This is a genomic window from Comamonas endophytica (genome assembly GCF_023634805.2).
GTDB lineage: Bacteria > Pseudomonadota > Gammaproteobacteria > Burkholderiales > Burkholderiaceae_C > Comamonas > Comamonas endophytica.
This window is the reverse complement of sequence record NZ_CP106881.1, coordinates 2,598,841-2,611,353: the sequence shown is the minus strand read 5'-3', so window position 1 is coordinate 2,611,353 and position 12,513 is coordinate 2,598,841. Positions and strand designations below refer to the sequence as shown.

The window sequence follows — 12,513 nt, the reverse complement described above, 5'->3', positions numbered from 1 at the left end:
TACCCGGCCCGGTTGCCGGGCGGAACGCGGGAACCCTCGTACAAACCCGATGGGACCACCTGGTCCTGTTGAGACTGCGGCGCCCGCGGCGGACCATCGGGCCCCAGACCCATAACGACAGGAGACATGATGAAACTCAACCGACGCTGGACCCTTGGCGCCATTGCCGCGCTGGCCCTGGTGCAGACCGTGGCGGCGCAGAAAGCCCCGCCGCTGACGATCGTCGTCGGCGCCACTCCCGGCGGCTCCACCGACACCCTGGCGCGCGTGATCGCCCAGTCGATGGGCACCACGCTGAACCGCACCGTCATCGTCGAGAACAAGCCCGGCGCGGGCGGCAACATCGCCGCCCAGCATGTGGCCAAGAGCGAGCCCAACGGCAACACGCTGCTGATGAGCTTCACCAGCCACACCATCAACGCCACGCTGTTCAAGAAGCTGCCCTTCGACCCGGTGGCCGACTTCACGCCCATCACCATGGTCGCGCAGGTGCCCAGCGTGCTGGTGGCGCGCAAGAACGCGCCCTTCGACGACGTCAAGGGCCTGATCGACTACGCCAAGAAGAACCCCGGCAAGCTGACTTTTGCCTTGGGCGGCCAGGGCTCCTCGTTGCACCTGGCCGGCGAGCAGTTCAAGCTGGCGACAGGCACCGATATCGTCAACATTCCCTACAAGGGCACCGGCCCGGCGCTCAACGACCTGCTGTCCGCGAGCACCGTCGACCTGATGTTCGCCAGCACCATCAATGTGCTGCCGCACTACAAGAGCGGCTCGATGAAGTTCCTCGGCGTGAGCAGCCCCAAGCCGCTGGCGCAGTTCGAGGGCCTGCCGACCATTGCCCAGACCGTGCCCGGCTACCACTCGCAGGCCTGGTTCGGCCTGTTCGGCCCGGCAAAGATGCCCAAGGCCGTGGTGGATACGCTCTATGGCGCGATCAAGAAGGCCATCGACTCGCCCGAGTACCGCAAGCGCATGGAAAGCGAAGCCGCCACCGTGCCCAATATGACGCCCGCGCAGTTCGCCGACTTCATCAGGAAGGACGTGGACCTGTGGGGCGACATCGTGAAGAAATCCGGAGCCACCGTCGAATGACAACACCCCAGACCCTTGCCCAGAAACTCGTGGCCCGCGCCTGCGGCCGCGACCAGGTCGCGCCCGAGGAGCTCGTGACCTGCCGGGTCGACCTGGCCATGATGCACGACTCGGGTGGCCCGCGCCGCCTGAAACCGCACCTCGACGCGCTGGGCGTCAAGGTCTGGGACCCGTCGAGGATCGTCGTCGTCACCGACCACTACGTGCCCGCGGCCGATGCCGACAGCGCGCAGATCGTGCGCATCGCGCGCGACTGGGTGCGCGAGCAGGGCATCGCCAACTTCTACGACGAACAGGGCATCTGCCATGTCGTCACGCCGCAGCACGGCCATATCCGCCCCGGCATGTTCGCCGTCGGCGGCGACAGCCACTCGTGCACCGGCGGGGCCTTTGGCGCCTATATGTTCGGCATCGGCGCGACGGAAATGCTGGGCGTTGCCGTCACCGGCGAGATCTGGCTGCGCGTGCCGCACACCATCGCCATGGAGTGGACCGGGCGCCTGGCGCCGGGTGTCTGCGCCAAGGACATGATGCTGCACATGTGCACGCGCTTCGGCATGGACGGCGGCCAGTACGAGGCCGTCGAATACTGCGGTGAGGCGGTGCGCGCGCTGTCGATGAACGAGCGCATGACGCTGTGCAACATGACGGCCGAACTGGGCGGCCAAGCCGGCCTGATCGCGCCCGACGAGACCACGCGCGACTGGCTGGTTTCCTGCGGCGTGCCCGCGCAGGAGCTGCAGGATCTGGCGCAGTGGCAGACCGATGCCCAGGCGCCGCTGCTGGCGCACCACCGCTTCGACGCGGCAGCGCTCGCGCCCCAGGTGTCGGCGCCCGGCTCGCCGGCGCTGGGCGAAGACGCGCGCAACTGCGGCGAGGAGAAGGTCGACATCGCCTATATCGGCGCCTGCACCGGCGCCAAGCTCGAGGACCTGCGCATGGCCGCCGAGGTGCTCAAGGGCCAGCGCATCGCGCGCGGCGTGGACCTGATGGTCGCGCCCGCCAGCGCCAGGGACCAGCAGGCGGCGCAGGCCGAGGGCACGCTGCAGATCCTGCTGGACGCCGGCGCGCGCCTGCTGCCCACCAGCTGCGGCGCCTGCGCCGGCTACGGCGCCAACACCTTTGCCGAGAACACCACCGCCATCAGCACCACCGCGCGCAACTTCAAGGGCCGCATGGGTGCGGCATCGTCGCGCGTGTTCCTGGGCTCGCCCTATACCGTTGCGGCCTCGGCAGTGGCCGGCCGCATCACCGATCCGCGGGAGATGCTCGCATGAACGACCAGAACCTGGGCCGCTGCTGGATTTTCGGCGACGACATCAACACCGACTTCCTCGCCCCCGGCAAGTACATGAAGTTCAGCATCGACAAGATTGCCGAACACTGCATGGAGGACGTCGAGCCGCGCTTCGCGCGCGAGGTGCGCCCCGGCGACATCGTCATTGGCGGCAGCAACTTCGGCGCCGGCTCCTCGCGCGAGCAGGCCGTCGAGGTGCTGCGCCACCTGGGCGTGCGCTGCGTCATCGCGCAGTCCTTTGCCGGGCTGTTCTACCGCAATGGCTTCAACCTGGGCCTGCCGCTGCTGCTGGGCCCGAAGGCGCCCGCGGCGCCCGCCTGGGGCATCGCGCCGGATGCGCGCGCGCAGTTCGATCTCGAGCAGGCCGTGCTCGAGGTGCCGCAGCAGGGCCTGCGCCTGCAGTGCACGCCGATCCCCGCCCACCTGCTGGCGCTGGTCAACGATGGCGGCCTGGTGCCGCACCTGCGCAAGCGCCTGGCCGCCCGCCCCCAACCCGATTCCAAGGAACCCGCATGAACTTCAAGCAACGCCTGCAGCAAAACAAGATCGTCCTGGCCCCGGGCGTCTACGACCCCTTCACGGCGCTGCTGGTCGAGCAGGCCGGCATGGAAGCCTGCTACCTGTCGGGCGCGAGCATTGCCTACACGCGCTTCGGCCGCCCGGACATCGGCTTCCTGAGCCTCGATGACGTGGCCGGCGTGACCACGCAGATCCGCGAACGCGTGGACCTGCCGCTGATCGTCGATGCCGACACCGGCTTCGGCAACGCGCTCAACGTGCGCCGCACGGTGCAGCACCTCGAGCGCGCGGGCGCCTCGGCCATCCAGCTCGAAGACCAGTCCAGCCCCAAGCGCTGCGGCCATCTGCAGGGCAAGTCGGTGATCAGCGCGCAGGAGATGAGCGGCAAGATCCGCGCCGCCGTCGACGCGCGCCGCAACCAGGACACGGTGATCATCGCGCGCACCGATGCGATCGCCACCGAGGGCCTGGACGCGGCCATCGAGCGCGCCAGGCGCTACGCCGAGGCCGGCGCCGACCTGCTGTTCGTCGAGGCCGTGCGCACGCGCGAGCAGATGGACGTGGTGCAGCGCGAGCTGGGCCACCTGTGCCCGCTGATGGCCAACATGGTCGAAGGTGGCATGACGCCCGTCAAGCCCGCCGCCGAGCTGGAAGAAATCGGCTACCGCCTGGTGATCTTCCCGGGCGGCACCGTGCGCGCGATCGCGCACACGCTGCAGGGCTACTACGCCAGCCTGCACCAGCATGGCACCACGGCGCCCTGGCAGGACCGGATGCTGGGCTTCGACGGCCTGAATGCCGTCATCGGCACCCCGGAGATGCTGGCGCTGGGCGAGAAATACGCCTGAAAAACCGGGGCGCCAGGACGCGCCTGAGGCGGCGCGCCTGAGACGACGCGCCTGAGGCGACGCGCCTGAGACGACGCGCATAATCCGGCGCAACGGCCAACCGGTCGAAAAAGCGCCCAACGATGCCCCCTCCGCCCACGCCCACGCCGCCCCTGTTCCGCCAGGTCGCAGACACCATCCGCGCGCGGCTGCGCGACGGCACCTATCCCGTGGGCATCCCCTTGCCCGGCGAGCGCGCGCTGGCCGATTCCTTCGGCGTGGCGCGCGTCACCGTGCGCTCGGCGCTGGCGCGGCTGCAGGAGGAAGGGCTGGTCACGCGGCTGCGCGGCCAGGGCACGTTGCCGCTGGGCCAGGCCATGGCCGAGCAGCACCCGAAGCTGCACAACGGCCTGCTCGACAACATCGTGAGCCAGGGGTTGCGCACGCGCATCCAGGTGCTGTCGTGCACGCGCCAGCCCTGCGGCGAGGAGATCGGCCGGCTGCTGCAGCTGCCGCCCGCGGCGGCGGTGCTGTGCATCCACCGCGTGCGCAAGTCCGGCGGCGCGCCGGTGATGTATTCCGAAGTCGCGCTGCCGGAGTCCATCGGCGCGGCCATCGCCCAGCCGCTGCTCGAGGAGATGCCGCTGCTGACGCTGATGGAGCGGGCCGGCTACCCCTTCGACCATGGCGAGCAGGAGCTCAGCGCCACCATCGCGCCCGCGCATGTGGCGCTGGCGCTGAAGATCCCCGCGGGCTCGCCGCTGCTGCAGGTGCGGCGCGTGGTCTATGACGCGCGCAAGCGCCCGATCCAGTACCTGCTGGGCTACTACGCCCCCGAGCGCTACCGCTACCGCATGCATGTCTCGCGCAGCGGCAGCGCCAGCAAGGTCTGGATCTCCGAGGGCAGCGCCACACGGCACAGCTGAATCACAGCGACCCTTGCCCGGCGCTGTCTTGCCCAACTTTTTATACTGATGGGCTTTGCCTGAGACTGGCCTGTCGCGCGGACGCCAGACCATCAGGCCCAGGGACCCGCCCGCCGCGCGCCCTCCACTTCCGCGCCCTGCCCTGACCGCCATGTCCACTTCAGCCACCGCGCCCCGCATCCTCTCCGTCATCCCGCCGATGACGCAGCTCAACACGCCCTATCCGTCCACCGCCTACATCACCGGCTTCCTGCGCTCGCGCGGCCTGCCCGCGGTGCAGGAGGACCTGGCGCTGGCGCTGGTGCTGCGCCTGCTGTCGCAGGAGGGCCTGCAGCGGGTGATCGACCTGGTGCAGGACCAGTTCGACGCCGACCCGGGGCGCGCCTTCAGCCCTGCGGTGCAATCCTTCATGGCGCAGCGCGACCGGTATCTGGCCACCATCACGCGCGTCATCACCTTCCTGCAGGGCCGCGACAGCACGCTGTCGCACCGCATCGTCGGCCGCCAGTATCTGCCCGAGGGGCCGCGCTTCGACGCGCTCGACGGCTATATCGACGACGGCAGCGGCGACCCGCTGGGCTGGGCCTTCGGCGCGCTGGGCCAGCACGACCGCGCCAAGCACATCGCGACGCTGTACCTCAACGACGTGGCCGATGTGCTGCGCGACGCGGCCGACCCGCGCTTCGAGTTCGTGCGCTACGCCGAATCGCTCGCTGGCAGCCAGGCCAGCTTCGAGCCGCTGGCGCAGGCGCTGGCCGCGCCGCACACCATGGTCGACGACACGCTGCACCAGCTCACGCTGGAGGCGCTTGAGCGCCATCAGCCCGATGTGGTGCTGCTGTCGGTGCCCTTTCCCGGCTCGGTCTATGCGGCCTTCCGCATCGCCCAGACCATCAAGGCGCATGCGCCAAAGACAAAACTGGTGCTGGGCGGCGGCTTCGTCAACACCGAATTGCGCGAGCTCACCGAGCCGCGCGTGTTCGACTATTTCGACTTCGTCACGCTGGACGCCGGCGAGCGCCCGCTGCTGGCGCTGCTCGAGCACCTGCAGGGCCAGCGCGGCGCCTCGCGCCTGGTGCGCACCTACCAGCGCGATGCACAGGGACTGGTGCGCTACACCAACATGATGGAGGCCGACGTGGCCTTTGCCGAGGTCGGCACGCCCACCTGGGACGGCCTGCCGCTGCACAGCTACCTGTCGCTGCTGGACATGCTCAACCCCATGCACCGCCTGTGGAGCGACGGCCGCTGGAACAAGCTCACCGTGGCGCACGGCTGCTACTGGAAGAAATGCAGCTTCTGCGACGTGAGCCTCGACTACATCGGCCGCTACGAGGGCGCGAGCGCCGCGGTGCTGGCCGACCGCATCGACGCCATCGTGGCGGAGACCGGCCAGACCGGCTTCCACTTCGTCGACGAGGCCGCGCCGCCGAAGGCGCTCAAGGCGCTGGCCACCGAGCTGCTCGAGCGCGGCACGGACATCAGCTGGTGGGGCAATATCCGCTTCGAGAAGACCTTCAGCCCCGAGCTGTGCAACCTGCTGGCCGACAGCGGCTGCATTGCCGTGTCGGGCGGCCTGGAAGTCGCTTCGGACCGGCTGCTGGCGCTGATGAAGAAAGGCGTGTCGGTGGACCAGGTGGCGCGCGTCACCAAGGCCTTCTCCGAAGCCGGCATCCTGGTGCATGCCTATCTGATGTATGGCTTTCCCACCCAGACGGTGCAGGACACCGTGGACGCGCTGGAATACGTGCGCCAGCTGTTCGAGAACGGCTGCATCCAGAGCGGCTTCTTCCACCGCTTCAGCTGCACCGTGCACTCGCCCGTGGGCCTGAATCCCGAGGAATACGGCATCACGCTGACCCCCATGCCGCCGGTGCAGTTCGCCAGGAACGACATCGGCTTCCACGACCCCAGCGGCGTGGACCACGACGCACTCGGCGCCGTGCTGAAGAAAGCCATCTACAACTTCATGCACGGCGTCGGCGTGGAGCAGGACGTGCGCAGCTGGTTCCCGTTCAAGGTGCCCAAGACCACGGTGCCGCGCAACCGGATCGAGAAGGCGCTGCGGGCGAAGGGGTGAGGGAGCTACCGTTCGTCCTGAGCTTGTCGAAGGATGGACGGCCGAAGCTCAGGTTTCCCCTTGGCTTATTACCGTTCGTCCTGATCCTGAGCCTGTCGAAGGATCGAAGGATGGACGGCCGGACCTCAAGTTCCCCCTCGGCCTATCCCTCAAGGCGCGGCCGGCTGAGGCGCGGCCGGCTGAGGCGCGGCCGGCTGAGGCGCGGCCGGCTGAGGCGCTGCCGACTGAGGCGCTGCCGGTGCGCCCGGCACCGTCTCCCCCACCTGCGCCGCCACCGGCAGCCACGCATCGAACCACTCCAGCCGCCAGGCAGCAAACACCAGTGCGACCACCAGCACCAGCGCCCCGATCCCCCACAGCCCCGGGCGGGTGTCGGCATAGGGATCGCTCAGCAGCCGCGAGGCCTGCACCGGCACCTTGCCGGTCTGCGACAGCGAGCGGCCCAGGCGCAGGTTGATCTTCATGCGCCCGTTGATCGCCCAGCCGCTGGCATCGAGGATCGGGCCCAGGCTGCGCTGGCGCAGCTTGAGCCAGGCGATCAGCATGCTCGGCCCGGAGATCGCCACGATCAGGCCCAGCACGGCAATCGGTATCCAGGGCCCCAGGTCGATGAACTTGCTGAAGATGCCCACCGCCACCGCGCTCAGGCTGCCCAGCGCGACGCCGATGGCCGCGACGGTGCCCACATCGGTCTTGCGCAGCCCGGGCGCCAGCGCCGGCGCCGCGGTGGGGTTGTGCACCAGCGACTGGGCCTGCGCCGCCAGGCCCGAGGTCACGCCCGCCTCCTGCGCCGCGGCGCGCTTGGCGACCTGCTCCTCGATCATGCGCAGGAACTTCTTGTAGGGCGCGGCAAAGGCCTGTCCGATGCTGGTCGGGTTCTCGATGATGCGGGTGATGGTCGCATCCCAGTCCTTGCCTTCGCGGTCGTAGAACAGGCCGTTGCGCCCGACCATCAGGAAATCCACGTCGCCGGCCGTGAAGGCCGCGACGATGGTGCGCTTGGCACCCTTGCGCCGGCATTCGCAATAGGCGAGATAGACCTTGGCCAGCCCCGCCAGCTTGGCATGGGCCGTGGCATCGGCGACATCCACCGTCAGCTCGCAGCTGCGCCCGTCGAGGTAGAGCGTGCCGGCCTGGAAGGCGGCGCCCTCGCGGCGGTAGAAATCGGCGAAGTTGACGAAATTGTTCAGCAGCTTGAGCAGGTCGCGCTGGAAGCGCAGCAGCTTCTCCAGCTGCACCGCATGCTGGTTGTGCAGCTTTTCCTCCTCGTCGCGCGCGATCAGCTGCTGCAGCCGCGCCTCGGCGCCGCCTTCGAGCAGCGCCTGCGCCTCGGCCGGCGTCATCTCGCCCAGCGCCGAATCGGGGTAGGCCCCCAGCCACGCCTGGCAGGGCGCGAGCTGGGCCTTGAGCGCCTGCCACTGCGTCAGGCTCAGCGACTGCGTCTCCGTGCCCAGCAGCGGCTGCACCACATGCTGGCGAAAGGCCTGCATGGCCTCGCTCCAGGCTGGGTTGAGGCCGATCACCAGCGGCAGCTCGCCGCCCGCGGCAATCGGCGCCAGCGGCAGCGCGGCGATGGAGTCGCTGCGGCTGCTGAGCAGATCCTGCCCCAGCGCCGCATAGCCGGCGACGCTCGGGCTCAACGGCACCAGCGCCGTGGCGTCGAAAGCCGCCAGCCGCGTGCGCGCGAAGAAATCCTCGATCTTCTCCTGCACGGCGTTGAGCGCCTGGGCCGCGGACACCGCCTGCGCGCGCTGCTTCAGCACGCAGGCATGGTCCAGCGCCAGCTCGTGCCATTGCTCGATCGCACGCACATCGCCGAAGAAGGCGTCGAGCGCGGCCCGGCCCATGCCCTGTGCGCCATCCACGCCCTCGCTGCTGCCGTAGAGCTTCATGATGCGCCGCACCAGCTCGACCAGCTGCGGCTCGTCCTGAAGCGTATCGGGGTTGATCAGCCCGTCGCCATTGAAAGGCATGGCATTGAGCGCGGCCAGGCGCCTGTGCACCTCGTCAAGCGTGAGTCCGTCCTCGCCCGCGCGCCCGGCCCAGCGCAGGATGCGCTCGGCCTCGGCATGCAGCGCCGCGCCCTCCTCGGTGTCGGTGCGCAGGCTGCCCAGCTTCAGGGCATCGCTGCCGCTGGTCAGGACATCCGGGTCGCTGACCTGCGCCGCGGCCCATTGGCAGGCCTCGACCAGCTCCGGCGCGCGGATGCGCCCATCCTTGTCGTGGTCGATGAGGTCCAGTGTGGCGCAGTCGAACTGAATGCCGCGCGTCGGGCAGGCCAGCGCCACCCACAGCGTCTGGTCCAGCTCGCCAATGTGGGCGATATCTTCGCCGGTACGGATGGACACCTGGTCCACCCCGCCGGCACGGAAAAACTGCCATGTGTGCTGCTGCATCCGACTCCAGTTCCCGGGCCGCGCCCGTTGCATTCGCGGCCCGATTCCAAGCCAACCCCGGCCGCTGCCTGCGGCCCCGAAGCGGCAAGTGTAAAAGTCCTGCGGGGCAGGCTGCGGCAACCACGGGTTTTCCCCGGGCCTGCTTTGTAACTTAAGTTCCAGAATCGGCACAATATCGATCATCAAGCACACCATGCTGCCCGAGACTTCCGCCGCTGCCCGCGTGCCCCAGGAGAAACGCTATCTGCAGCTCGCGGGCCTGTTCCGCCACAAGATCGTCACCGGCCAGTGGCCCGTGGGCGGCTCGATTCCCACCGTGGACCAGCTCGAAGCGCTGCACTGCGCCTCGCGCACGACGGTGCGCATGGCGCTGGGCAGCCTGGTGGCCGAGGGCCTGCTCAAGACGCGCAAGCGCGGCGGCACCCAGGTCGTGGCCGCCCCTCCGCGTCCGCCCTCCTTCCTGCTGCCCTCGAGCTGGAAGGACCTGGTGCTGTTCCACAGCCATACCGGCTACCGCCTGCTGGAGAGCGAACCCCATTGCATGCCGGCGATTCCCGCCGGCATGGGCTGCGAGGGCGAGCTGGCGCCAGCCTACCAGCGGCTGCTGGGCCTGCACTGCTGCGGCGACCAGCCTTTCTGCCTGAGCCAGATGTATGTGGAGCAAGGCCTCTACGAACGCATCGCGCCGCAGCTGGCGCAGCGCTCGGTGGTCGAGGCCCTGACCCGCGGCCCGCGCCCGCTGGCCAGCGCCCGCCAGCGCCTGGGCATCGCCCCGGCGGACGAACTGATCCAGACCCATCTGGGCGTGGCGCTGGGCACGCCGTTGCTGCAGACCCTGCGCTGGGCCTGCGACCGCAGGGGCCAGATGCTGCACTGGGCCCAGCTGCGCTATCTTGGCGACTACGCGCACATCGAGATGGATCTGTTGGCCTGACAGGCAGGCGCCGTGCCTTCAAGCCGCCGTCTGACGTCGACTGCGGCCGCTTTGGGCTATGGTGCTGGCAACCCATCCATCCACAGAGGAATCTCCATGCCGCTGCGCACTACTCCCCTTTTCGTTTCCGCCGCCGCACTGGCGCTGCTTGCAGGCTGCAGCAGCATGGACGCCCCCTGGAGCAAGGGCCGCGCCGGCGCCAACCGTGCTCCCGCGCCCAAGCAGATCTGCAATGCCCAGCCGGCGCAGAACCTGGTCGGCCGCACCAACACCGCGCAGAACCTCGAACAGGCCCGCCAACGTTCGGGCGCGGCCATGGCCCGCGTGCTTCACCCGGGACAGATGACGACCAAGGAATTCAATGCGGAGCGGGTGAATCTGGAGGTGGATGCGACCGGAAGGATTCTGGCGGTGCGCTGCGGTTGATACGTCCGGCCTGAAACTTGAGGGCAGGACGTCCATGCTTCGACAAGCTCAGCACGAACGGTATTTCCGTTCGCCCTGAGCCCGTCGAAGGGTGAACGGCCTGCCCTCAAGGCCAAGGCGTCCGTTCACCCGCCCACTCTCAATCCCCCAGAAATAACTCCTGCAGATCGCTCAGGAAATCAAACCCCCGCTCCGTGGGCACCACGCGCCCCAGCTCGCGCGTGATCAACCCCTTGCGCTCGGCCGTCTCCAGCCCCTTGGCAATGGAGCTCAGCGGCAGCCCCGTGCGCTCCATATAGTCCTGCAGCTTGAAACCCTCGCGCAGGCGCAGCGCGTTGAGCATGTACTCGAAAGGCAGCTCCGAGCGGCGCACCTCGTTGTCCTGCGCCAGCGCATGGCCGGCCAGCGCCTGGTCCATATAGCGCGCCGGGTCGCGAAAGCGCACCTGGCGCACCACGCGGTGCGCAAAGCTCAGCTTGCTGTGCGCGCCCGCGCCGATGCCCAGATAGTCGCCGAACTGCCAGTAGTTGGTGTTGTGGAAGCAGGCATGCCCGGGTTTCGCATAGGCGGAAATCTCGTAGCGCTGCATGCCCGCCAGCGCCGTGGTCTCGCTGATGCGGTCCAGCATCGCATAGGCCGTGTCGTCCTCGGGAACGGCCGGCGGGAATTTCGCGAAATAGGTGTTGGGCTCGATCGTCAGGTGGTAGATGGAGATGTGCGGCGGCGCAAAGGACAGCGCCGTCTGCAGGTCGCGGTCGAGATCCTCGAGCGTCTGGCCCGGCAGCGCATACATGATGTCGAGATTGAAGGTCTCGAAGGCCGCGGCGGCCTCGTCCACCGCGGCGCGCGCCTGCGCGCCGTCATGCACGCGCCCGAGCGCCTGCAGGAAGCGGTCGTCGAAGCTCTGCACGCCAATCGACAGCCGCGTCACGCCCGCCGCGCGGTAGGCGCGGAAACGGTCCTTCTCGAAGGTGCCGGGATTGGCCTCCAGCGTGATCTCGCAGTCCGGCTCCATGCGCACGCGCGCGCGCACCCCGGCGATCAGCCGGTCGATGGCCGCGGGCGAGAACAGGCTGGGCGTGCCGCCACCCATGAAGATGCTGTGCACCGTGCGGCCCCAGATCAGCGGCAGCGCGGCCTCGAGGTCGGCCATCAGCGCATCGACATAGCGCTGCTCGGGCAGCCCGGACTGCGCGTCGCCCTTGCGCCATTCATGCGAGTTGAAATCGCAATACGGGCATTTCTTCAGGCACCAGGGCAGATGGATGTACAGCGACAGCGGCGGCAGGCTGCCCAGCTGCAGCGTGCCGGGGCGCATGTAGTGCTGGATGTCGCGCTGCACCGCCGGCGCGCTGTCGGCCGCCGAAGCCGCGGGTTCGATGGGGATCATCATCACATCCAGCGTTCGCGCACCAGCGCCAGCATCTGCTGCGTCGCCCGCCCGCGGTGGCTGTGCGCATGCTTGAGCGCGGGCTCCATCTCGGCAAAGGTCTGGCCGAGCTCGGGCAGGAACAGCACCGGATCGAAGCCGAAGCCGTTGCTGCCGCGCGGCTCGGGGGCGATCAGCGCCTGGATGCGGCCGACGGCGATCAGCGGCTCGGGATCCCGCGGGCTGCGCACGCCGACCAGCGTGCTGACCATGGCGGCGCGGCGGTTGTCCACGCCCTGCAGCTGCTCGAGCAGCGCGCGCACGTTGTTGGCATCGCTTTTCTCGTAGCCGAACTGCGTGCAGTAATAGGCGGTATCGACGCCCGGCAAGCCGCCGAAGTGGTCGACACACATGCCGGCATCGTCGGCGATCGCCGGCAGGCCCGAGCGCTCGGCGGCAAAGCGCGCCTTGCTCAGCGCGTTCTCGACGAAGGTGCAGTGCGGCTCGGGCGCCTCGCCCTCGAACAGGTCGCCCTGGCGCACGAGTTCCACGCCCAGCGGGGCGAACATGGCTTGCAGCTCGGCGAGCTTGCCGCGGTTGTTGGAGGCTAGGACAATTTTCATGGATTCAATGGGAAGGCCGCGCCA

The 12,513-nt window shown here is 68.9% G+C and carries 11 protein-coding genes; 8 read left to right on the top strand and 3 right to left on the bottom strand.

What is annotated here, in order from left to right; translation table 11 throughout:
* Positions 1 to 129 precede the first annotated feature (129 nt).
* From M9799_RS11835 to M9799_RS11810, 6 genes are all read left to right on the top strand, one after another.
* A complete protein-coding gene (locus M9799_RS11835) occupies positions 130 to 1,092 on the top strand; it encodes a Bug family tripartite tricarboxylate transporter substrate binding protein (RefSeq protein WP_231041878.1) in 963 nt (320 codons plus the stop codon).
* Complete coding sequence (locus M9799_RS11830) at positions 1,089 to 2,369, top strand: 3-isopropylmalate dehydratase large subunit (protein ID WP_231041877.1); 1,281 nt, start codon at positions 1,089 to 1,091, stop codon at positions 2,367 to 2,369. Before M9799_RS11835 ends, M9799_RS11830 begins: the two co-directional genes overlap by 4 nt.
* Positions 2,366 to 2,905, top strand: a complete 540-nt coding sequence (locus M9799_RS11825; RefSeq protein WP_231041876.1) for a LeuD/DmdB family oxidoreductase small subunit — start codon at positions 2,366 to 2,368, stop codon at positions 2,903 to 2,905. The genes M9799_RS11830 and M9799_RS11825 overlap by 4 nt, the downstream gene beginning before the upstream one ends.
* Entirely contained in the window at positions 2,902 to 3,756 is an 855-nt protein-coding gene (locus tag M9799_RS11820) for an isocitrate lyase/PEP mutase family protein (protein WP_231041875.1), read from the top strand. The genes M9799_RS11825 and M9799_RS11820 overlap by 4 nt, the downstream gene beginning before the upstream one ends.
* A 122-nt stretch (positions 3,757 to 3,878) precedes the next feature.
* Positions 3,879 to 4,661 (top strand): GntR family transcriptional regulator, encoded by a 783-nt coding sequence (locus tag M9799_RS11815; protein WP_231041874.1) that lies wholly within the window; start codon positions 3,879 to 3,881, stop codon positions 4,659 to 4,661.
* A gap of 151 nt (positions 4,662 to 4,812) precedes the next feature.
* Positions 4,813 to 6,741: a B12-binding domain-containing radical SAM protein gene (locus M9799_RS11810; protein WP_231041873.1), complete on the top strand. Its 1,929-nt coding sequence runs from the start codon at positions 4,813 to 4,815 to the stop codon at positions 6,739 to 6,741.
* Between the two features lie 149 nt (positions 6,742 to 6,890).
* On the opposite strand, the gene M9799_RS11805 is transcribed toward M9799_RS11810, so the two are convergent.
* Positions 6,891 to 9,137, bottom strand: coding sequence for a hypothetical protein (locus M9799_RS11805; RefSeq protein WP_231041872.1), 2,247 nt, complete (start codon positions 9,135 to 9,137; stop codon positions 6,891 to 6,893).
* Between the two features lie 193 nt (positions 9,138 to 9,330).
* Between M9799_RS11805 and M9799_RS11800 the strand changes: the two genes are divergently transcribed.
* Together M9799_RS11800 and M9799_RS11795 are read left to right on the top strand one after the other, a co-directional pair.
* Positions 9,331 to 10,071, top strand: coding sequence for a GntR family transcriptional regulator (locus tag M9799_RS11800; RefSeq protein WP_231041871.1), 741 nt, complete (start codon positions 9,331 to 9,333; stop codon positions 10,069 to 10,071).
* 96 nt (positions 10,072 to 10,167) lie between these two features.
* Positions 10,168 to 10,497, top strand: coding sequence for an I78 family peptidase inhibitor (locus tag M9799_RS11795; RefSeq protein ID WP_231041870.1), 330 nt, complete (start codon positions 10,168 to 10,170; stop codon positions 10,495 to 10,497).
* Positions 10,498 to 10,636: 139 nt separating this feature from the next.
* On the opposite strand, the gene hemW is transcribed toward M9799_RS11795, so the two are convergent.
* Positions 10,637 to 11,887 (bottom strand): radical SAM family heme chaperone HemW, encoded by a 1,251-nt coding sequence (hemW, locus tag M9799_RS11790; RefSeq protein WP_231041869.1) that lies wholly within the window; start codon positions 11,885 to 11,887, stop codon positions 10,637 to 10,639.
* A 2-nt stretch (positions 11,888 to 11,889) separates the two neighbouring features.
* On the bottom strand, positions 11,890 to 12,489 hold the full coding sequence (locus M9799_RS11785; RefSeq protein WP_231041868.1) for a non-canonical purine NTP pyrophosphatase: 600 nt from the start codon (positions 12,487 to 12,489) through the stop codon (positions 11,890 to 11,892).
* Between the last annotated feature and the right edge of the window lie 24 nt (positions 12,490 to 12,513).

Excerpts from the sequence above, each read along its gene's own strand:
- M9799_RS11835 (WP_231041878.1), top strand. The coding sequence starts at position 130 with ATGAAACTCAACCGACGCTGGACCCTTGGCGCCATTGCCGCGCTGGCC.
- M9799_RS11830 (WP_231041877.1), top strand. The coding sequence starts at position 1,089 with ATGACAACACCCCAGACCCTTGCCCAGAAACTCGTGGCCCGCGCCTGC.
- M9799_RS11825 (WP_231041876.1), top strand. The coding sequence starts at position 2,366 with ATGAACGACCAGAACCTGGGCCGCTGCTGGATTTTCGGCGACGACATC.
- M9799_RS11820 (WP_231041875.1), top strand. The coding sequence starts at position 2,902 with ATGAACTTCAAGCAACGCCTGCAGCAAAACAAGATCGTCCTGGCCCCG.
- M9799_RS11815 (WP_231041874.1), top strand. The coding sequence starts at position 3,879 with ATGCCCCCTCCGCCCACGCCCACGCCGCCCCTGTTCCGCCAGGTCGCA.
- M9799_RS11810 (WP_231041873.1), top strand. The coding sequence starts at position 4,813 with ATGTCCACTTCAGCCACCGCGCCCCGCATCCTCTCCGTCATCCCGCCG.
- M9799_RS11805 (WP_231041872.1), bottom strand. The coding sequence starts at position 9,137 with ATGCAGCAGCACACATGGCAGTTTTTCCGTGCCGGCGGGGTGGACCAG.
- M9799_RS11800 (WP_231041871.1), top strand. The coding sequence starts at position 9,331 with ATGCTGCCCGAGACTTCCGCCGCTGCCCGCGTGCCCCAGGAGAAACGC.
- M9799_RS11795 (WP_231041870.1), top strand. The coding sequence starts at position 10,168 with ATGCCGCTGCGCACTACTCCCCTTTTCGTTTCCGCCGCCGCACTGGCG.
- hemW (WP_231041869.1), bottom strand. The coding sequence starts at position 11,887 with ATGATCCCCATCGAACCCGCGGCTTCGGCGGCCGACAGCGCGCCGGCG.
- M9799_RS11785 (WP_231041868.1), bottom strand. The coding sequence starts at position 12,489 with ATGAAAATTGTCCTAGCCTCCAACAACCGCGGCAAGCTCGCCGAGCTG.